The sequence below is a fragment of the Streptomyces sp. NRRL S-31 genome, from assembly GCF_000718775.1.
Classification (GTDB): domain Bacteria; phylum Actinomycetota; class Actinomycetes; order Streptomycetales; family Streptomycetaceae; genus Streptomyces.
In genome coordinates, this window is record NZ_JOCB01000093.1 from 20,729 (window position 1) to 38,348 (window position 17,620).

Genomic DNA, 17,620 nt, shown 5'->3' on the forward strand with positions numbered 1-17,620 from the left:
GCGGCGTACGGCGGTCGCGGCGACCGGGCCCGGCCCGCGCGCAGGACGGGATGCGGGGGAGCGCCGTACGATCCGGCCCGCGCGGCGGCGTCAGACGAGCCGGCCCGCGCGGACGACGTGGGTCGGCCGGGTCAGCACGGAGGGGTCGGCCAGCGGGTCGCCGGCCAGCAGGACGGCATCGCCCGCGAAACGGGGGGCGAGCCGGCCGACGGCATCCTCGAGCCCCAGCAGCCGCGCCGCGTTCGTCGTCGCCGTGCGGATCGCGTCCAGGGGCGGGAGGCCGGCGCTGTGCATCAGGACGACCTCGCCGCCGACCGGCTTGACGACGCCACCGGAGGAGTCGGTGCCGGCGGCCAGCGGGACACCGAGCGCGTGCGCGGTCCGCACGGCCTCCTTCAGCACGGGCAGGAACGTGCGCCCCCGCTCGTCCAGCACCGGGTTCGGGTCGCCCACCATGCCCGCGATGGCGGTCAGGGTGGGCGTGAAGTACGTCCCGCGGCGCGCCATGTCGTGCAGGGTGCGCTCGGCGACGAAGACCCCGTGCTCCAGCGAGCGGATACCGGCGCGGACCGCGTCGTCGCAGCCCCGGGCGCTGTAGCTGTGGCACAGCACCCCCTTGCCGCCGCGCCGCGCGGCCGCGACCACCTCGGCGAGCTGCTCGTGGGAGTAGACCTGGGTGAGCGGGTCCTGGTCCGGCAGCCCGGCGCGCTCGTTGACCCGGGTCTTGATCACGTCGGCGCCACGGGCGAGGTTGACCTCGACCACGCGCCGCAGCGCCTCGGCGGACCGCACACCGTTCTTCAGCGCGGACAGGGGAGCCAGCTCCGGGTCGGCGAGCACCGTGTCGCCGAGGTCGGGCGTGACGAACACACCCGCGGCGGTGAGCCGCGGCGCCCGGGTGGGCAGCCGGCGGGCGAGTTCCCGGACGGCGATGTCCTGGAAGAAGGTGGTGGAGCCACTGCGGGCGCTGGTCACGCCCCGCGTCAGCGCGGCGCGCGCCTCGGTGACGGTGCTGAGGTGGATGTGGGCGTCGACCAGGCCCGGAAGCACCCACCGGCCGTGGGCGTCGAGCCGCGGGAGACCGGCGGGGACGGCCACCTCGCCGCGCCGCCCGGCCCGGCGCACCGTGCCGCCGCGGATCACGACGACCGCGTCCTCGGTGACCTCGCCGGTGGCCGGGTCGAGCAGCGTGCCGCCCTCGATCACCAGGTCACCGGCGGCGTCGGCCTCCGGTCGGCCGGCCGGTCGCCCGGCTGGGCGGGCAGCCGCCTCGGGTGCCGTACCGGCGAGGACGCCGGCCGTCCCGGCGAGTGCCGCGGCACCCGCGAGGACACCTCGTCGGGTGAGGCGGCTGGGCGGCGGGGGGACGGACTCCAGACACATGGACGCTCCTGAGACCTGGGTGGGCGTGCAACAGGTCCCCGTTTTGTATACCAAAAATTTACTGCATCACAAGGGTTTCAGTCATGTTGGCCGGGTGTAGTCGCCATTTGGTATCCAATCTTGGGCCGTGGTCGCGCCCCGTCCGGCGCCGTCGTCCCGCTCCGCCACACCACCGGCGCACGGTTCGCCCACTGCCCGGTGCCGGGTCCGCGCGGTGTCGGGTCCGCGCGGCGCCGGGTCCGCGCGGCGCCGGGGCCCGCGCACCGGGGCGCGGGCTCCCAAAACCCTTCGCGCCCGTTCGCCTCGCCCGCTACGGTCTCGATCGTGTTCCCGCGCGAGGAGCCCGGAGGCTCCGCGCGCGACCGCCCGGCAGTTCCCGCGCTGAGAGCAGGTTTCGTCCATGGCATGTCGCATCAGTGAACTCGTGCTCGGCTGCCGCGACCCCGAGGTGCTGGCGCGGTTCTGGTGCGAGGTCCTGGACTTCGTGGTGCTCGGCCGCGAAGAGGACGGCACCCTCGAGATCGGGCCGCGCGAAGGGTTCGGCGGCCCGCAGCCGACGATCATCCTCAGCCGCAGGGACGAGCCGGAGCCGGGGAAGTCCCGGCTGCACATCGACGTCAACGCCACCGACCGCGATCAGGACGCCGAGCTGGAACGCCTGCTGAAGCTCGGGGCGCGCCCGGCCGACATCGGCCAGACCGGCGAGGAGCAGTGGCACGTTCTCGCCGACCCCGAGGGCAATGAGTTCTGCCTGCTCAAGGCCCGCCTCAACCCGCTCTGAGGACGCTGTGTCCCGCCGCGCCCGCGGCGGCCCCTCCGCTGGGGAGGGCGGGCCCGTTCCGGCGGGCCTGTTCCGGCGGGTCCGCCGGTCACCCGCCGCGCCGGGGCCCGGCGGCCGGCAGCAGGACGACCGCCAGTGCCTGGACGGCGACGACCACCGTGACGAGCACGGGGATCGAATAGCCGTACAGCCCGCCGATCAGCGCGCCGCCGGCCAGGCTCGCCACACCGACCACACCGGCGAACAGCCCGTAGGCGGTGGCCCGCCGCCCGCTGGGCACCAGGTCCGCGACCGTGGCGCGCAGGGTGGACTCCTGAATGCCCATGGCCGCGCCCCACACCAGCGACCCGGCCACGGCGATCGGGACGGTGTCATGGAACCCCAGCACCGCGACGGCCGCGGTCAGCACCGGCAGAGCCACCAGCACGCGCGGGCCGATCCGGTCGTACAGCCACCCGGTGGCCAGCGCCGCGACCGCGTCCACGGCCATCGCCGCCGCGTACAGCACGGGCACCCACGCGGCGGACAGCAGATGCTGCCGCACCAGGTGGTAGGAGAGCAGGCCGAAGGTGGCGAACCCGGTCGTGGTGGCCGCCGTGAAGGCCGCGTACGTCCAGAACGACTTCGGCAGCCCCCTGTCCGCCGCGTCCGGCGGAACGGGCCGTTCCGCCGCCGCCTCGCGCTCGTAGGCGGCCGGGTCCGGCATGCGCGCGCGCAACCGGAACAGCAGCAGCAGTACGGCGACGCCGGGAACGGCGAGGACACCGAGCGCGGGGCCGTAGCGGTTCCCCGTCAGCGCGAGCACACCGGCGACCAGCAGCGGGCCGGTGATGGCGCCGACCTGGTCCAGCGCCTCATGGACGGCGAAGCCGCGGCCCCGCCCGGTGGCGGCGGTGGCGTGCGAGAGCAGCGTGTCCTTCGCCGGTGAGCGCACCGCCTTGCCCACGCGTTCGGCGATCACCAGGACGCAGGCCGCCCACAGCACCCCGGCCACCCCCAGCAGCGGCACCGAGACGACCGTGAGCGCGTACCCGGCGATCGTCAGCGTCCAGAACCGGCGAGTGCGGTCCGCCAGCGGGCCGGAGACCAGCCGCAGCCCCAGCGCCGCCGCCTCCCCGGCCCCCGTGACCACCCCGACGACCAGGGCGGACGCGCCCAGCGAGGCCAGCAGGGGGCCGGTGATCGAGCGGGCGCCCTCGTATACCACGTCCGCGAGCAGACTGACCGTGCCGAACCAGACGACGAACCGCCACGGACTCATGCGGTTCGGCCGGTCCCGCCGGTCCCGCCGGGCGGGCCGCCCCGCCCCGGATCCCGGCGGGTTCATGCCCACAGCGCGTTCGCGAGCGACACCCCGGCGAACGCCGCCGCCGGGCCGGCCGGCAGACCGGCGACGACGTCGGCGGCGGCGAAGGACCTCGCTCCGTTTTTTGCCGGCCGCGACGTCTCGTACGGGAACGCCGAGTACGTCGTCAGCGCCCCGCAGAACCCGGTGCCCGGCAGCAGCCGGAGGCGCGACGAGGCGGCCCCGGCCGCCGCGGCGCCGGAGAGCGGCCCCGGGGTCAGGCTGCCGACCACGTTCACGGCGCCTTCCGCTCCCTGCCCGCGTACCGGATGACCTCGCACTCGTCGAGGACCACCAGCCCCTGCTCCACCAGCTCGTCCAGCTGGGGCAGGAAGGCCCGCACCCGGTCCTCGGTGTCCACGATGACGACCGCCACCGGCAGGTCCTCGCTCAGCGACAGTATCCGCGTGGTGTGGATCAGGGAGGAGGCGCCGAAGCCCTCGACTCCCCGGAACACCGACGCGCCGGCCAGACCGGCCTTGTGGGCACGGTGCACGATCTCGCAGTAGAGCGGCTTGTGGTGCCAGCAGTCGTTCTCCCCGATGAAGACCGTCAACCGCAGGGCCTTGCCCGTCAGCCGCGTCACCGCTGCCTCCCCGCCACCAGGCGGCGCGTCGCCGTCACCGCGAGCCGGGCCGTGGTCCAAGGGGAAGCCGCCCGCCGCGCCCGGCCACGCCGGCGACGCGCCGTACCGGGCCGGGGCCCCGATCGCCCCGCCGTAAGCGGGGACTGTGCGCGGCACCGATGCCGCGGTTCGAGTACGGCGATCCCCGCCGCCGTGCCGTGACCGGAAGCCATAGCCACTGACCAGACTAACGCCGCACGGCGGCGGCGCACGAGCGAGGACGGCCGGCTGTCACCAGAGCATCCGCATCCCGCACGCCATGATGAAGAAGCAGAATGCCCAGAGAATGATCGGCCCCGCGGCACCCCGGAAGCGCACGATGCCGAAGAACTCCATCTCGATCCGGTCGTAACGGGTTTCGAGCAGGACGACGAGGAGGAAGGAGAGGAGCGCGCAGGCCGGCAGTCCGACGACGGCCGCGAAGTGGTCCTCGTACTGCTTCATGAGCCACGGCTCCTGCCGCCAGACAGCCAGCGCGATCGGGAGGCCGACGGTCGCGGCAGCGCCGAGCACGGACAGGATGGCGATGCCGCCGACCAGGTCACGCACCAGTCTCCTGGTCCGCGGCGCGTCCTGGAGGAACCGGCGGCGCCCCTCCGCCGCGCTGTCGCGCCCAGTGCGCTCCCCGCGCTGTTCGGTCATGCGGCTCGGTCCTTCCGTAGGGTCCGCGGCTCGGAGCGCGGGGCGAACTGCACCGGCCGGCCCCGGGAGGAGGGCACCGGGCCGGACGCCCGGAAGACGCGGCACGCTGCGCCGGAGGCCGGGCCGGCGGGTGTCCGGACAGCGCATACCGTGCCTTCTCCAGGGCTCCGCTCGTACGCAACTCAGCGTATGGGGCGGCGGCTTGGGTTTCGTTAGCATGGAGTGCACACCCGGTTGGCAACGCGTCCACTCGGCGATGCGCCGATGCGGCAGGCCAGGGTCACTTGGGGCGGCGAGGAGGCGGCCATGCTGAGCGAGACCGTGTTCCGGAGCGAGGACCTGCCGACGGCGGACCGGTTCGACCGCTGGCGTGACCTGATCGGCCGTACCCACGCGACGCTGGAGCTGCGCAGCGACCACCAGGCGGATTTCCGCGCCTCCCAGCGGGTGTTGGACCTCGGCGCCGTGTCGGTGTGGCCGACCCATTTCCAGCCGGTGTGCTTCCGGCGCACTCCGAGGCTGATCAGACAGTCCGACCCCGAAGGACTGCACCTCTCACTGCCCTTGAGCGGAGCGCTCCGCACCGTCCGGGGCGAGGAGGAGGCCGTGCACCGTCCGGGCAGCCTGTGCGTCGTCGACACCTCGCGGCCCGTCGACGTCTACGGGGGCGACGACGCGAGGCCGCACACCGGCATCGGGCTTGAGGTCCCGAAGGCGATGCTGGCCCTGCCCCGGAACAAGGTCGACCGTGCGGCCCGGCTGAGCCTGTCCGCGCAAGACGGGTTCGGCGCCCTGCTGGCCCAGTTGCTCACCCAGTTGGCCCACGGCACCGGTTCCTACCAGCCGTCCGACGGACCGCGGCTCGGAGCGGTGGTGATCGACCTGCTGACCGGGCTCTTCGCCCACGTCGCGGAAGCCGGGAACGCGCTCGGCCCGGAAACCCGCCGCAGGACCCTGGTCCTGCGCATCCGTGCCTACGTCCACAGCCGTCTGCACGACCCGCGGCTGACCCCGCGCGACATCGCCGCCGCCCACCACATCTCCGTCAGCTACCTGCACCGCCTCTTCCAGGACGAACAGGAGACGGTCGCGGCCTGGATCCGCCATCAGCGCCTGGAGCGGGCCCGCCGCGACCTCGCCGACCCGGCCCTGCGCGCCACCCCCGTCCACGCGGTCGCCGCCCGCTGGGGATTCCCCCGCGCCGCCGACTTCACCCGCGCCTTCCGCACGGCCTACGGCATGTCGCCCAGCGAGTACCGGGCGAACGCCTCGCCCCGGACGGACGCGTGATTCCGGCGGGTCCGAGCCGGGCCGGCGGCTGCCCGGAACAACTCGCACGCATTTTGTGGGCGGATGATCGTATGAGGAGGCTCTGGTCGGGGTAGAACGGACGCCGGGCGTCTTTCCACAGCGGAAGACTCCCGTTACTCACTCCGGCCGGCACCCCCGGCAAGATCGAAGGACGCAGTATGGCCAGCGGCACCGTGAAGTGGTTCAACTCCGAGAAGGGCTTCGGTTTCATCGCCCAGGACGGCGGCGGACCGGATGTCTTCGCCCACTACTCCAACATCTCCGGCAACGGGTACCGCGAGCTGGTGGAGGGCGAGCCGGTCACGTTCGACGTCACCCAGGGCCAGAAGGGCCCCCAGGCCGAGAACATCGTCCGCGGCTGACGTCCTTCTCCGACCTCTGAAAACCCGTGTAGAGTGGCATCACCGACGCGGGGTGGAGCAGCTCGGTAGCTCGCTGGGCTCATAACCCAGAGGTCGCAGGTTCAAATCCTGTCCCCGCTACGAAGGGTGTTCCACGCGAACACTCGATGCAGCGTTCACACAGCTCCCAGCACGGATCCGTCCGGGCTGGGAGCTGTGACGTATGCGGGCCACCGGGACCGCCAGGGCCACCCGGGGCCGCCGCCGGAGGCGGGGGACAGCCCGGAGGGCCTGGCCCAGGTGATGCGGCCGGTCTGGGGCGGGGCGGCTGTCCCGCCCGGCGACCGGATCTTCCCGGGCGATTGCCTCCGCCGGCCTCGCGGTTCGCTTCCGCCGCGGACCGGATGTCGTCGTGGTCCGCCATGATCAGACGGAGTACGGCCTCCTCGTCGTGGTTGGCCTTGATGTTGTACTCCGCCCTGCCGTCCAGTGCCCGCAGCCGCTCGAGGAAGTCCTCCGCGCGCTCGGCGAGCACCGTGATCACCGTCTCGTCGTCCGGGGAGGCGCTGCCGAACCGCATCGGCAGCACCACGCCGCCCGCTCCGGCCTCGTCCAGTACACGCTGGTGGGCGAGCAGGTCGCGGCGCTTGGGCCGGAGTCCCTCGGGGGCGTCACTGACGAGCGCGGCCAGCTCGCCCCGGCGCAGTACGCGTACCGGCCGCGCCGGGTCCCCGATGCCGTCCAGGTCCCGACCGAGGGGAGGGTGCGTGGCCCGGATGATGCCGTAGACGTACGTGCTCATCTCATTCCCCTCTCCTGCGGGCACGGTCGCCCTGACGCTCCCGGCCCTCCTCGCGTGCCTGCTGGAAGGCGTCGGAAATGGTCTCCGCGGCGCCGGACAGGGCTCCCTTGGTCTTGCCGCGGGCACCGGACTCCGTGAGCTTTCCGGTGAGCTCCGTGAGCCCGGCCGGCTTGCGCGGCCCCGCTTCCAGATCGAGGCGGTTGCACGCCTCGGCGAAGCGCAGATAGGTGTCCACGCTGGCGACCACGACCCGTACGTCGATCTTGAGGATCTCGATCCCGACAAGGGAGACGCGCACGAACGCGTCGATCACCAGACCGCGGTCGAGAACGAGTTCCAGAACGTCGTACAGGCCACTGGAACCACCGCCGCCGCCCTGCTGCGTCACCATGGTCATAGGGACCAACCCCTTGCCGTGAAATTACTGTGTGGTCCGCTGCCTTTCGCCACAACGAAGGCTCTGATGCGGGTAGCCCCGCCGTCGGCGGCCAAACGCCGGTACGCGACCGGCCGGCCGTCACGTAACGCAACGGACGCTGTCCCTGTGTGGCCGCCGCGAGCGGACGGAAGGAGTCGCCGCGGCTCGTACGGGCCGCGTTCCCGCGTTTGCGGGCCCATGGGCCCGGCGCCAGACTGGAAGGGGCCACTGGAATCTCGCGGCTCGCAGTCCACTTCCCGAACCGGCCTGAATCGCGGCTGAGTTCCTGCGCCCGTCGGCCGGCAGAGCCGCGGAACGGCGCGAAAGCGGGGTAACGGAAATGGTGGACGTCATCGGCGCGATCAACGACAAGTGGCGCGCTTTGAACGCGGAGAACGGAGTTCTCGGGAGCCCTCTCGACATTGAGCGGCCGACGTTCGACGGCATCGGCAGGGCCCAGGATTTCCAGGGCGGGATCATCTCCTGGCATCCGAATACCGGAGCCTTCGCGACATGGGGGGACATCCGGCAGAAATGGCTGAGTCTCGGAAGGGAACAGTACGGCTATCCGCTGACCGACGAGACCGGATGCCCGGACGGACTGGGCCGCTTCAACCATTTCCGGGCGTTGGGGCAATCGCCGGACAAGTCGATCTACTGGACTCCCCGGATCGGCCCCCATGCGGTGTACGGCGCGATTCGGGTCTTCTGGGCCGAGCACGGCTGGGAACTCGGTGAAGCCGGATATCCGATCACCGACGAGCGGAACGAGAACGGGGGGCCGAGGCGCATTCAGCAGTTCCAGCGGGGTGCGATCGTATGGGATCCCGTCACTCGGAGAATATTTTTCAGCGCCTCCCACCCCATCGATGAACTTCATGGCGTCGGCGAGATGTAGGAGGCAGAAGGTCCGCTCCGCCTCCTGGCGTCGGCTTTGTGCCTGATCGGGCGGACAAGTCCCAGGTCGTAGCGCGTGTCGCGCGATCCATGTGTCGGCGGGTGACCGCGGTGTGCGGGGTGGGGGGCGCTTCCACCCCGCACCCGCGGTCAATCGTGTTGATCATCACGATGTCGCGGAGTGATCATTTGATCTATCTTTATGATCATGATTGACTCTCAACTTCCGTACTCTTCACAAATATCGGCCGACTTCGTTCGCATCCTGTTCGGTCCGGAAGCGGAGCGGATCCATGAACCCTGGCGGCGCCTCTTCGACGGGCCTCGGTTCGCCTTTGAGGAGGGCCTGAGCCGGCAGGAGCGGACCGCGCTTTCGTACGAGCGATTGCGAGTCGTCAACGCGGCTTTAAGGAATCCCGTCGGCCTGGCGTCGGACATCGAGTCGCTCACCGCGATGCACGAGTGGGCCGGAGTCGTGGACGCCGGTATGGCGACGATCGCGAGTATCCACTGGAATCTGCACATCGGCAGCCTGCTCGACCACGACCCCGGTGGGCTGGACTTGTACCCATATACCCGTATGGACAGGGTCGGTACCTTCCTCTGCACCGAGTTGGACCACGGCAACGACGCCGCATCACTTGAGACGACCGCCACATTCGATCCCGAGACAAGCGGGTTCATTCTCGACACTCCGACCCCCGGCGCCTGCAAGTGGATGCCGAACACATCCGGTACCGGCGGTGCCAAGAACGCCGTCGTGGCGGCCCGCCTGCTGGTGGACGGCACCGACCACGGCGTCTTCCTCTTCCTCACCCCGCTCACCGACGGCGACGGCCGGCATTACCCCGGCGTCGAGGTGCGTCCGCTCCCGCAGACCGCCGGCGCGCCCGTCGACCACTGCGCCACGTCCTTCCGCGGCGTCCGGCTCCCTTACGAAGCCATGCTCCAGGCGGAACACGGACGTCTGTCGCGGGACGGCACGTTCACCAGCACGCTGGGCAACCCGCGCAAGCGCTTCCTCAGGTCGGTCAGGCGCGTCCACGCCGGCAAGCTGTGCATGAGCGCCTACAGCCTCGGCGTGACGCGGCACGCCCTGGCCGTCGCCATGCGGTACTCCCACCGGCGGCTCACCTCGGGAATGACGACCGGCCGCAAGGTCTCCCTCATCGAGCACCGCAGCCACCACGCCCCGCTCCTCTCCGCGGTCGCCACCACCTACGCCGCGACGCTGTTGCACCGCGAGGTGGTGCGCCGGTGGACGAACGACGTGGAGGGCGAGCAGGAGGAGACCGAGCGTCTGGCGGCCGTCACCAAAGCCTGGATCACCTGGCAGGCCAGGACGGTCATGACGGAATGCCGTGAGCGCTGCGGGGCACAGGGGCTCCTGCTGTCGAACGGCATCGCCTACCAACTGGCCGCGAACGAGGGCACCGTGACCGCCGAGGGCGACAACCGCGTCATCTGGGTGAAGGCGGCCGGCGAGATGCTGACCGGCGGGTTCACCCCGACGCCCGCTTCCGACCTGCCCGCCACCGGCCGCTCACTGGACGACTCACGGTACCTGCAGGAGCTGCTCACCGACATCGAGCGCGTCTGGCACGGCAGGGCCCGCAGCCGACTGCGCACCGGACGCCGCGGCGACCCCCTCGCCCGCTGGAACGGAACCGTCACGCCGGCCCTGCAACTCGTCGAAGCCCATGTGCACCGCCTCGCCGCCCAGGCACTGCTGGACGCCGCCGGCCAGGCGTCCGACCCCGGGGCACGGACCGTCCTTGAGCGGCTGCACCGTCTGTTCGCACTGCGCCAGGTGAAGGCGCACAGCGGCGACCTGCTGGCCGCGGGCCACATCACCGCGGACCACGTCCACCGGCTGCCCGACGCCGAAGAGGCCCTGATCGAAACCCTCGTGCCGTACGCCGCGCAGCTCACCGACGGCTTCGCCGTGCTGGAGGGCGTCATGGGCGAGCACCCGATGCTGCGCGCCCCGGCGCCCGTCGCCGAGATGGTGCCCGCGTAGGGGGTTTCGTTTGGACCAGCCCGGGTCCGCGACGCCCGGCACGGCAAACGAACCCCCCTAGCCGAGCGGTCGTGACAGCCGCTCACCGGCGCTGCCGCCCGCCCGCGGCAGCGCCCCGCCGGCACCACTGGTACAGCGCACGGTGCGGGGGGCGGGCGAAGCCCAATGCAGTTGCTTTACTGACTTCGGCTCGTCAGGGTGAACGGTCTCGAAGCTTCTGAACCACCCGGTGCGGTGGCTGTATCTCGTGCGGTGTGAGGTAAGCGGATGGCGGCGGGCTGACCGCTGCGGGACGACGACGCCGGGAGACGGTGCGGATGCAGGTGGCCGAACTGTTCGAGCAGGACATGAAGCCGCTGGAGGTGGTACGGCGCCTGCGGGTGAGCCGGAAGTCGGCTTGCCGGTGGCGTCAGCTATGGCGTGACGGCGGTGCTCAGGCTCTGGGCTCACGCGGTGCGAGTGGCTCGCGATGCCGTTCGTCCCCGCGTTGCCTGGAGAGGCTTGCCGCGTATCTGGAGCAGGGGCCGGCGGCACATGGCTGGGTGGAGGACCAGGTGTGGACCGCTGCGAGGGTGGCCACGCTGATCGGCAGGAAGTTCCACGTCTCCTACAGCGTCTCGGGTGCCACGAGGCTGATGCTCCGGCTCGGCTTCAGCCCACAAGTCCCCGCACGGCGGGTTGCCGAGCGTGACGAGCAGGCCGTGACCATGTGGAAGGAGGCGACCTCGGCGGAGGTAAAAGGGCCCGGGCGGCCTGCGGGGGATACATCTGCTTCTAGGACGAGGCAGGCTTCACCCGAAAGCCGCCCCGAGGACGTACCTGGGGCCGACGCGGCCGTACCCCGGTCGTGACGGTCAGCGGCCGACGCTCGGGACGCCTGTCGGTAGCCGGGCTGATCGCGATGCGGCCCGGCTCCCGGACCCGGCCGTGCCACCGCCTGCGCACCCACCCCTCGGCAAGAGCGGGCGCCGCAGCATGGGCGAGCGGGACTTTATCGCCCTGATCGACGGCACCCATCAGCTCGTCAAGACGCCGATCGTGCTGGTCTGGGACCGCCTGAACACCCACGTCTCCCACGCCATACGTGAGTTGATCGCCGAGCGTGCATGGCTGACGGTGTTCCTATGGCCCGCCTACTCACCCGACCTCAACCCCGTCGAGTGGGTATGGGCACACGTCAAACGCAGCCTGGCCAACCTCGCCGTCGTCACCCTCGACCGACTCGAAACCCTCGTACGCAACCGGCTCAGACGCCTTCAGTACCGACCCGGCACTCTCGACGGCTTCATAGCAGGCACCGCGCTGACCCTCGACGATCCACCGTCGTCCTGAGCAGCCGAAGTCAGTAAAGACCAAGCTCAGCCCTGGCTAGGGTGCCCGCGATGAGGGTTGTCAGCATCTCGCGCAGGGTGGTGGTGAAGTCCATGCGCAGGGCGGCGAGTGAGGAATCAGCTTCATAGGCGGTGAGCATGGCGGCGGACGGCCGGGCATGGGTCCATACCGCGCCGCTGACCATGAAGGCATGGGCGCAGAACTGGTCGGCGTGGCTGCCGAGTTCGGGGAGGTACCGGCGGGCGAGTGCGGCCAGAGCGGCGACGTTGTCGATGGCTGCTCGTTTGTAGCGGGCGGCCACGTCCGCGGAGACGTTGTGCTCCAGGACGCCTGCCTGGGCGCTGAGCAGGTCGCACAGTACCCGGTGCTGTTCGAGGGAGTGTGCCAGGACGGCGGCGAACTCCTGGCCGCGCTGGATCGGTGGGGCGTCGGGGGTGATCGAGGCGGCGAGCTGTTCGGGGAGGGTGGAGGTCCACTGCTTCCAGTCGTGGTCCAGCAGTTCCAGCAGGATGGCTTCGCGTGATTCGAAGTAGCGCAGCACGTTGGACTTCGCCAGGCCCACGTGCCGGCTCAGTTCGTTCAGGGTGAGCGCGGCCGCGGGCATCTCGTCGAGCATCGCCGCGGCGGTGTCGAGGATCGCCCGCCGCCGGATCTCGCGCTGTTCCTCGCTGCGTGCTCGTTGGAAGGTTGTCATGCCCCCATCTTACAGACCGACGGTCTTTTGACATCAGGCCGACGGTCTCTTAACGTGGAGACCACAAGAGACCGCCGGTCTGATCGGGATCGTCGGCTGTGGTTACTTGCATGTGAAAGAGGTCCATCGTCATGAGCGTTTCCAGCGTCGCCCTGGTCACCGGAGCCACCGCCGGCATCGGCAAGGAAACCAGCCTTGCTCTGGCCCGCGAGGGCTACGCCGTCGTCGTCTCCGGCCGCCGCAAGGAAGCGGGCGAAGCCGTCGTCCGCGAGATCCGCGACAACGGCGGGGAAGCCGTTTTCATCGCCGTCGACGTCGACTCCGAAGAGTCCGTCGCCGCCCTGGTCGCCAGCACCGTCGAGCGCTACGGCCGGCTCGATGTCGCGGTCAACAACGCCGGGGTCTCCCTCGACGCCGGCCGCATGGCCGACGAGCCCACCAGCCGCTTCCAGCAGATGCTCACCACGAACGTGCTCGGTGTCTTCTGGAGCATGAAGTACCAGATCCAGCAGATGCTGGCCCAGGACACCCCCGGCGGCTCCATCATCAACCTGGCCTCGATCGCGGGCCTCGGCGGCATGCGCCACGCGGCCAACTACTCCGCCACCAAGCACGCCGTGGTCGGCCTGACCAAGTCCGCCGCGCTGGAGTACGCCACCGACGGCATCCGCATCAACGGGGTCGCCCCCGCCGCGATCAAGACCGACATCCTCAACGCCGCCATTGAGGCCGGCACCTGGGACGAGGCCTCTATCGCCGCCCTCCAGCCGGTCAACCGGATGGGCCGCCCTACCGAGGTCGCCGAAGCCATCACCTGGCTCGCCTCGTCGGCCGCGTCCTTCGTCACCGGAACCATCCTCAACGTCGACGGCGGCTACAAGGCCCAGTAAAGGTCCTTCGGCATCGCAGGCCCGAAAGCCGTCCTGACAAGCGCCTGTGTCATGCAGGCTCTGCCAGAGCGGTATGCGTATGCCCAGTGGCGAGAAGAGGAACTGCGGCAGATGCTTGGCGATGTCAGCACTTTGCGTGACCGCCGCGGCGCTGGCCGTCGGCCTCTGCCCCTGAACCGCCTTACTGAGCAATGGACGTGATCGATAGGAACGGTGCTCCAGGCGATCGCCCTGGGCGCCGTTCTGCGGGCTGGATGACTCGGTCTGACTCAGTTTGCGAGCGGGGCGAGGGGGCCGTCACCGGACCATGGGTCTTCCTTGGCCACAAGGGTGGCGAGGAAGGCGTCGACCCGGTCCAATACGGCGGCTCGCTACCGTCGCCCGGCGCCGTCGTCCCGCAGCGGTCAGCCCGCCGCCATCCGCTTACCTCACACCGCACGAGATACAGCCACCGCACCGGTTAGTTCAGGAGCTTCGAGACCGTTCACCCTGACGAGCCGAAGTCAGTAAGCACCCGCCCACTTCACAGGGCTCCTCTGCGCTTCGGCCTCGCCGCCATCACCCGCAGCTGCCAGGCCCCGGGATACACTGCCCCGCCCCACCCCGACCGGAGGTCATCTCAGTGTTCCCCGCACGGGTATTCGCCGTTGCCCCGCTGGCTCTGGTGATTCTCGCCCTGTCCGGCTGCTCTTCCTGGGGCTGCACCGACACGATGGCGGAGCGCGGTAAGGCGGATGTCAGGGTGCAGGTCGTGGACACGGATGGGCAGCCTCTCGGCGTCACCGCTGCGGTCGTTGACTGGAGCCTTGGGCCTCACCCGCAGGTGCCCTCCGAAGGTGACCGGGTCCACTTCCACTTCCGCTTCGACGGCGCCGATGGATACTCCGACCCCGCAGTGGACGCCTGCGCGGTCGACAGGGAGCGTGTGGCGTTGGGGTGTCAGACGGTGTCATCCTCCCAGGCGTTCGGGCCGGCCGACGATCCCCTCACGGGCGACGACTGGCTCGCCGTCGAGCACCCTGAGCAGGTTGCCGGAGTGTTGCTGATCTCCAATGACCAGTCCTACGACCGACGCACCTGTGAAGTGGACATCAAGGACGGTGGCGGGACGCATCCTCCGGAACCACCCAGCAGGGGGGACCATCTGTAGGGAGGTCAAGGCGGTTGAGCGCGAGGCACGGGTCTGCCGGCGCCCCGGTGTTTGCGCTGCTTGGTGGTCTGGTTGTGTGCCCATCGCCCCGGTGCGACCTTGCTGCGGCCGCTCCGGGTTCTCAGGATCGGCCACCGTATCGGCTTCCTGATCGCTCGGGGCCAGTCCCGGCCGGGCCGGGGCGGCAGCAGACGGGACCGCGCTTCCTGGATGGCCTTCCTCCAGGCGTTGGCCAACGTGCGCCTGGAGGTGCCGTGCTGGGACGGGACGCTGCGCCGGGCGATCGATCCGGACGCAGCGGAGGTAGGAGAGCCGGTCGGCATTCCAGGACCGGGCCACTTGCTGCGGCATCGTGCGCGAACCGGCGAACGGCCTGGTGAACCGCGAGCAGGGCCCACAGCTCCTGCCGCACGGCTTCAGGGGTGCGCGATCGGAGCGGTCCGCCGGGTCCGAGGTGGTTCTTGATCTCGTCGAAGGCCAGCTCGATCTCCCAGCGCTGCCGGTAGGAGGCGACCAGCTCGTCCGCCGGGTACTCCTCGGTGTCCGGCAGGGACGTGCCCAGGTGCACGACCTTGTCGTTCTTGGTGAAGGTGATGACGCGGTAGGTCGTCTCCTTCGGCAGGACCCGGCCTTCGCGGACTGCCCGGAGGCGGACATCCTTGCCGGGGCGCATCAGGGACAGCCGGGAACTGTCAGGCAACTCCGCCTGAGTGGCGCCGAGGTGGTTGGACTGGAGCCTGGCCAGCAGATGGGCGCCAGACGTGGTGAAGGCGTGGACGAATTCGACCGACCAGAACCCGCGGTCGGCGATGCCGAGATCCCCGGGGTCTGTCGAGCTGGCCAGCGGGTAGGCCAGGCGCCGTTCGCCGTCCCGGTAGCCGCCCAGTCCGGCGTCGAGGATGGCGTGGGTGCCGATCTCCGCAAGCACGGCGGCTCGCACCTGCGGAAAGCCGAACGGCGTCCCGCCCGTGGAGGGGCCGTCGAAGGTATCGCCGTCACCCGCCGAGTCCGGCACGTCGAACTGGGTGCCGTCCAGCGCCAGGAGGCGCAGACCACGCCGCCACGCGCCCGGCGTCTCCGGGACCGCCAGCGGGCCGGCTGCCTGCCGGAATGCCGTTTCCAGCACCTCTTCACCGAGCCGGACCCGCGCCCGGCACAGCGACGATCGGTTGACCCGGGCCAGGGCTCGGCTGCCGGGTATGCCGCCGGCGTGAACACCTTGGTCAAGATCCCTATACGCGACCGGCACCCCGGCCCCCATGCCTCCACGAGCAGGTCAACGGACCAGCCAGCTCAAAAGCAACTGCATTGGCGGGCGAAGCCCCCCGCACCGCCGTGTCCCCCGCCGACCGCGGCGACGGCTCAGCCGATCTTCCACTTCTGGTTGGTGCCGCGCGAGCAGGCCCCTGTCTGCACCCGCGTGCCGCTGCCCGCGTCGGCGTCCGTGACCTCGAGGCACTTGTTCGTCTGCCGGTTGACGATTTCGCGGGCTCCGGTGAGCGTCCACTTCTGGTCGGAGCCGCGGGTGCAGTCCAGGAGTTGGACGGCCGTGCCGTCGTCCATGACGTCCAGGCACTTGCCGGCCGCGCGGATCGTGCCGTCCGTGCCGATGGTCCACGCCTGCGCCTTGGTGCCGTTGCAGTCGTAGAGCTGGACCGGGGCGCCGTTCGCGAGCTTCGGGTCGGCCACGTCCACGCACTTGCCCGCGAGGTTCCGGATCGGCGCGTCCTTGACACTGGGCCTCGTGCCGCCGGTGCTGCCGCCGGTCGCGCCGGGGCTGGGAGCACCGGTCGGGGTGGTGGTGGGAGTACCGGCCGGGGTGGTGGTGGGAGTGGCCGCCATGGTGGTGGCCCTCCCGGTCGGGGTGGCGGTCGCACCGGTGGTGGGAGTGCTCGCCATGATGGTGGCCCGGCCGGTCGGGGTGGCGACCCTGTTGTTCGGGGTGGCGGACGTGTCGGCGACGGTGCCGGTCGTGCCGGCCGTGGCGGTGGGGCTGCCGCCCGTCGTCACCGACACCGAGTCCACCACCAGCTGCTGCGGGAACTGGGTGGAGCCGTCCGGCTCGCCGGGCCAGTCGCCGCCGACCGCGAGGTTCAGGATCAGGAAGAACGGCGCGTTGAACACCCAGTTCTTCCCGCCCAGGTCGTCGGGGGTGCGGCGCTGGTAGACCTTGCCGTCCACCGACCAGCTGATCGAGTCGGGCGCCCAGTCGATGGCGTAGGTGTGGAACGCGTCCGCGAACGCTCCCCCGCCGGGCAGGGAGTAGCTGTCGCCGATGCCGCCCGAGCCGGAGTAGCCGGGCCCGTGGATGGTGCCGTACACGGCGGAGGGATTTTTGCCGACGTTCTCCATCACGTCGACCTCGCCCGAGTCCGGCCAGCCTCCTCCCGAGGTGCCGAGCATCCAGAACGCCGGCCACATGCCCTGCCCGCGCGGGATCTTCATCCGCGCCTCCACATGGCCGTACTTGGCGCTGAACTTCCCGGCGGTGTTCAGCCGGGCCGAGGTGTACTCGCAACTGCCGTACCAGCACTGGTATCCGGACGGGTTCTCCTTGCGGGCCGTGATCACCAGATGGCCCTGGCCGTCCAGGGCCGCGTTCTTCGCGCCCGAGGTGTAGTACTGCCGCTCGTGGTTGTTGACGTTGTCACCCGTCTCCAGCGTCCACTTCGAACTGTCCACCGCCGAGCCCGCGGGCCCGTCGAAGGTGTCGGAGAAGGTGGCGGTGGCCTCTTCCCCCGGGTCGGCGGAGGGTTCGGCCCGCGCGGGGCCGAGGACGGCCGAGGCGACCAGCGCGGCGGGCAGGGCGGCGAGGAGGTATCTGCGGAGCGGGCGTCCGGAGGCCATGGCTTTCCTGTTTCTCGTTGGGGGAGACATGTCGCCCCTTGACTTAAGAAGCGAGCTAGCGCGGTCAAGACATCGTGTGGCCCCGCTGTTGACGGTCGTCAGGCCGCGGCCCCGTCACGCGCCGGTTGTACTCGCGCCGGGC

General features: G+C 70.7%; 16 protein-coding genes, 1 tRNA gene and 3 pseudogenes. 10 read left to right on the top strand and 10 right to left on the bottom strand.

All coding sequences use genetic code 11. The annotated features are described in order from the left end of the window. Nucleotides 1–90: 90 nt before the first annotated feature. Nucleotides 91–1,383, bottom strand: a complete 1,293-nt coding sequence (locus tag IF37_RS0129990; protein ID WP_030749454.1) for an amidohydrolase family protein — start codon at nt 1,381–1,383, stop codon at nt 91–93. A gap of 400 nt (nt 1,384–1,783) precedes the next feature. On the opposite strand from IF37_RS0129990, the gene IF37_RS0129995 reads away from it, so the two are divergent. Continuing rightward, the gene (locus IF37_RS0129995; protein WP_030749457.1) at nt 1,784–2,164 is read left to right on the top strand and encodes a VOC family protein; all 381 of its coding nucleotides are present in this window, start codon (nt 1,784–1,786) and stop codon (nt 2,162–2,164) included. Between the two features lie 88 nt (nt 2,165–2,252). Here IF37_RS0129995 and IF37_RS0130000 read toward each other — a convergent pair whose 3' ends face one another. The 4 genes and pseudogenes from IF37_RS0130000 to IF37_RS40990 form a co-directional block, all read right to left on the bottom strand. Further along, on the bottom strand, nt 2,253–3,425 hold the full coding sequence (locus IF37_RS0130000; RefSeq protein ID WP_037857350.1) for an MFS transporter: 1,173 nt from the start codon (nt 3,423–3,425) through the stop codon (nt 2,253–2,255). Between the two features lie 62 nt (nt 3,426–3,487). Then, nucleotides 3,488–3,748: pseudogene (locus IF37_RS0130005) on the bottom strand (CrcB family protein); the annotation flags it as partial. Continuing rightward, a complete protein-coding gene (locus IF37_RS0130010; protein ID WP_030749466.1) occupies nt 3,745–4,095 on the bottom strand; it encodes a DUF190 domain-containing protein in 351 nt (116 codons plus the stop codon). The gene IF37_RS0130010 and the pseudogene IF37_RS0130005, both read right to left, overlap by 4 nt. Before the next feature lie 270 nt (nt 4,096–4,365). Then, a complete protein-coding gene (locus tag IF37_RS40990; protein WP_052845444.1) occupies nt 4,366–4,776 on the bottom strand; it encodes a hypothetical protein in 411 nt (136 codons plus the stop codon). Nucleotides 4,777–5,082: 306 nt separating this feature from the next. On the opposite strand from IF37_RS40990, the gene IF37_RS0130020 reads away from it, so the two are divergent. From IF37_RS0130020 to IF37_RS0130030, 3 genes are all read left to right on the top strand, one after another. Beyond that, a complete protein-coding gene (locus tag IF37_RS0130020; RefSeq protein WP_030749472.1) occupies nt 5,083–6,066 on the top strand; it encodes an AraC family transcriptional regulator in 984 nt (327 codons plus the stop codon). 179 nt (nt 6,067–6,245) lie between these two features. Then, nucleotides 6,246–6,449 carry a cold-shock protein gene (locus tag IF37_RS0130025; RefSeq protein ID WP_009192932.1) on the top strand — a complete coding sequence of 68 codons (204 nt, stop codon included), beginning with the start codon at nt 6,246–6,248 and terminating at the stop codon, nt 6,447–6,449. Between the two features lie 46 nt (nt 6,450–6,495). After that, a tRNA-Met gene (locus IF37_RS0130030) sits at nt 6,496–6,569 on the top strand. Between the two features lie 220 nt (nt 6,570–6,789). Here the strand turns inward: IF37_RS0130030 and IF37_RS46065 are convergent. Then, nucleotides 6,790–7,230, bottom strand: a pseudogene (locus IF37_RS46065) (GvpL/GvpF family gas vesicle protein); the annotation flags it as partial. A 1-nt stretch (nt 7,231) separates the two neighbouring features. Further along, nucleotides 7,232–7,627, bottom strand: a complete 396-nt coding sequence (locus tag IF37_RS0130035) for a gas vesicle structural protein GvpA (protein ID WP_030749476.1) — start codon at nt 7,625–7,627, stop codon at nt 7,232–7,234. Nucleotides 7,628–7,988: 361 nt separating this feature from the next. On the opposite strand from IF37_RS0130035, the gene IF37_RS0130040 reads away from it, so the two are divergent. From IF37_RS0130040 to IF37_RS39885, 4 genes and pseudogenes are all read left to right on the top strand, one after another. Beyond that, nucleotides 7,989–8,546 (top strand): LGFP repeat-containing protein, encoded by a 558-nt coding sequence (locus IF37_RS0130040; protein WP_052845445.1) that lies wholly within the window; start codon nt 7,989–7,991, stop codon nt 8,544–8,546. Nucleotides 8,547–8,753: 207 nt separating this feature from the next. Next, complete coding sequence (locus IF37_RS0130045; RefSeq protein ID WP_030749483.1) at nt 8,754–10,565, top strand: acyl-CoA dehydrogenase; 1,812 nt, start codon at nt 8,754–8,756, stop codon at nt 10,563–10,565. A gap of 278 nt (nt 10,566–10,843) precedes the next feature. Next, complete coding sequence (locus IF37_RS0130050; RefSeq protein ID WP_301540360.1) at nt 10,844–11,416, top strand: winged helix-turn-helix domain-containing protein; 573 nt, start codon at nt 10,844–10,846, stop codon at nt 11,414–11,416. Beyond that, a pseudogene (locus IF37_RS39885) lies at nt 11,413–11,897 on the top strand (transposase). Before IF37_RS0130050 ends, IF37_RS39885 begins: the two are co-directional and overlap by 4 nt. Before the next feature lie 10 nt (nt 11,898–11,907). Here IF37_RS39885 and IF37_RS0130060 read toward each other — a convergent pair. Then, nucleotides 11,908–12,591, bottom strand: a complete 684-nt coding sequence (locus IF37_RS0130060) for a TetR/AcrR family transcriptional regulator (RefSeq protein ID WP_030749489.1) — start codon at nt 12,589–12,591, stop codon at nt 11,908–11,910. 131 nt (nt 12,592–12,722) lie between these two features. Here IF37_RS0130060 and IF37_RS0130065 point away from each other — a divergent pair, with 131 nt between their 5' ends. Then, nucleotides 12,723–13,481 (top strand): glucose 1-dehydrogenase, encoded by a 759-nt coding sequence (locus IF37_RS0130065; protein ID WP_030749492.1) that lies wholly within the window; start codon nt 12,723–12,725, stop codon nt 13,479–13,481. Nucleotides 13,482–14,103: 622 nt separating this feature from the next. Next, nucleotides 14,104–14,631 (top strand): hypothetical protein, encoded by a 528-nt coding sequence (locus IF37_RS0130070; protein ID WP_030749497.1) that lies wholly within the window; start codon nt 14,104–14,106, stop codon nt 14,629–14,631. Nucleotides 14,632–14,752: 121 nt separating this feature from the next. Here the strand turns inward: IF37_RS0130070 and IF37_RS0130075 are convergent, their stop codons facing one another. Together IF37_RS0130075 and IF37_RS0130080 are read right to left on the bottom strand one after the other, a co-directional pair. Further along, nucleotides 14,753–15,892, bottom strand: coding sequence for an IS4 family transposase (locus IF37_RS0130075; protein ID WP_052845446.1), 1,140 nt, complete (start codon nt 15,890–15,892; stop codon nt 14,753–14,755). A 101-nt stretch (nt 15,893–15,993) separates the two neighbouring features. Further along, complete coding sequence (locus IF37_RS0130080) at nt 15,994–17,478, bottom strand: family 16 glycosylhydrolase (protein ID WP_030749504.1); 1,485 nt, start codon at nt 17,476–17,478, stop codon at nt 15,994–15,996. Nucleotides 17,479–17,620: the final 142 nt, after the last annotated feature.

What these genes read in the sequence shown, in the direction of transcription:
- IF37_RS0129990 (WP_030749454.1), bottom strand. Translation starts at nt 1,383, where the DNA reads ATGTGTCTGGAGTCCGTCCCCCCGCCGCCCAGCCGCCTCACCCGACGA.
- IF37_RS0129995 (WP_030749457.1), top strand. Translation starts at nt 1,784, where the DNA reads ATGGCATGTCGCATCAGTGAACTCGTGCTCGGCTGCCGCGACCCCGAG.
- IF37_RS0130000 (WP_037857350.1), bottom strand. Translation starts at nt 3,425, where the DNA reads ATGAGTCCGTGGCGGTTCGTCGTCTGGTTCGGCACGGTCAGTCTGCTC.
- IF37_RS40990 (WP_052845444.1), bottom strand. Translation starts at nt 4,776, where the DNA reads ATGACCGAACAGCGCGGGGAGCGCACTGGGCGCGACAGCGCGGCGGAG.
- IF37_RS0130020 (WP_030749472.1), top strand. Translation starts at nt 5,083, where the DNA reads ATGCTGAGCGAGACCGTGTTCCGGAGCGAGGACCTGCCGACGGCGGAC.
- IF37_RS0130025 (WP_009192932.1), top strand. Translation starts at nt 6,246, where the DNA reads ATGGCCAGCGGCACCGTGAAGTGGTTCAACTCCGAGAAGGGCTTCGGT.
- IF37_RS0130035 (WP_030749476.1), bottom strand. Translation starts at nt 7,627, where the DNA reads ATGACCATGGTGACGCAGCAGGGCGGCGGCGGTGGTTCCAGTGGCCTG.
- IF37_RS0130040 (WP_052845445.1), top strand. Translation starts at nt 7,989, where the DNA reads ATGGTGGACGTCATCGGCGCGATCAACGACAAGTGGCGCGCTTTGAAC.
- IF37_RS0130045 (WP_030749483.1), top strand. Translation starts at nt 8,754, where the DNA reads ATGATTGACTCTCAACTTCCGTACTCTTCACAAATATCGGCCGACTTC.
- IF37_RS0130060 (WP_030749489.1), bottom strand. Translation starts at nt 12,591, where the DNA reads ATGACAACCTTCCAACGAGCACGCAGCGAGGAACAGCGCGAGATCCGG.
- IF37_RS0130065 (WP_030749492.1), top strand. Translation starts at nt 12,723, where the DNA reads ATGAGCGTTTCCAGCGTCGCCCTGGTCACCGGAGCCACCGCCGGCATC.
- IF37_RS0130075 (WP_052845446.1), bottom strand. Translation starts at nt 15,892, where the DNA reads ATGGGGGCCGGGGTGCCGGTCGCGTATAGGGATCTTGACCAAGGTGTT.
- IF37_RS0130080 (WP_030749504.1), bottom strand. Translation starts at nt 17,478, where the DNA reads ATGGCCTCCGGACGCCCGCTCCGCAGATACCTCCTCGCCGCCCTGCCC.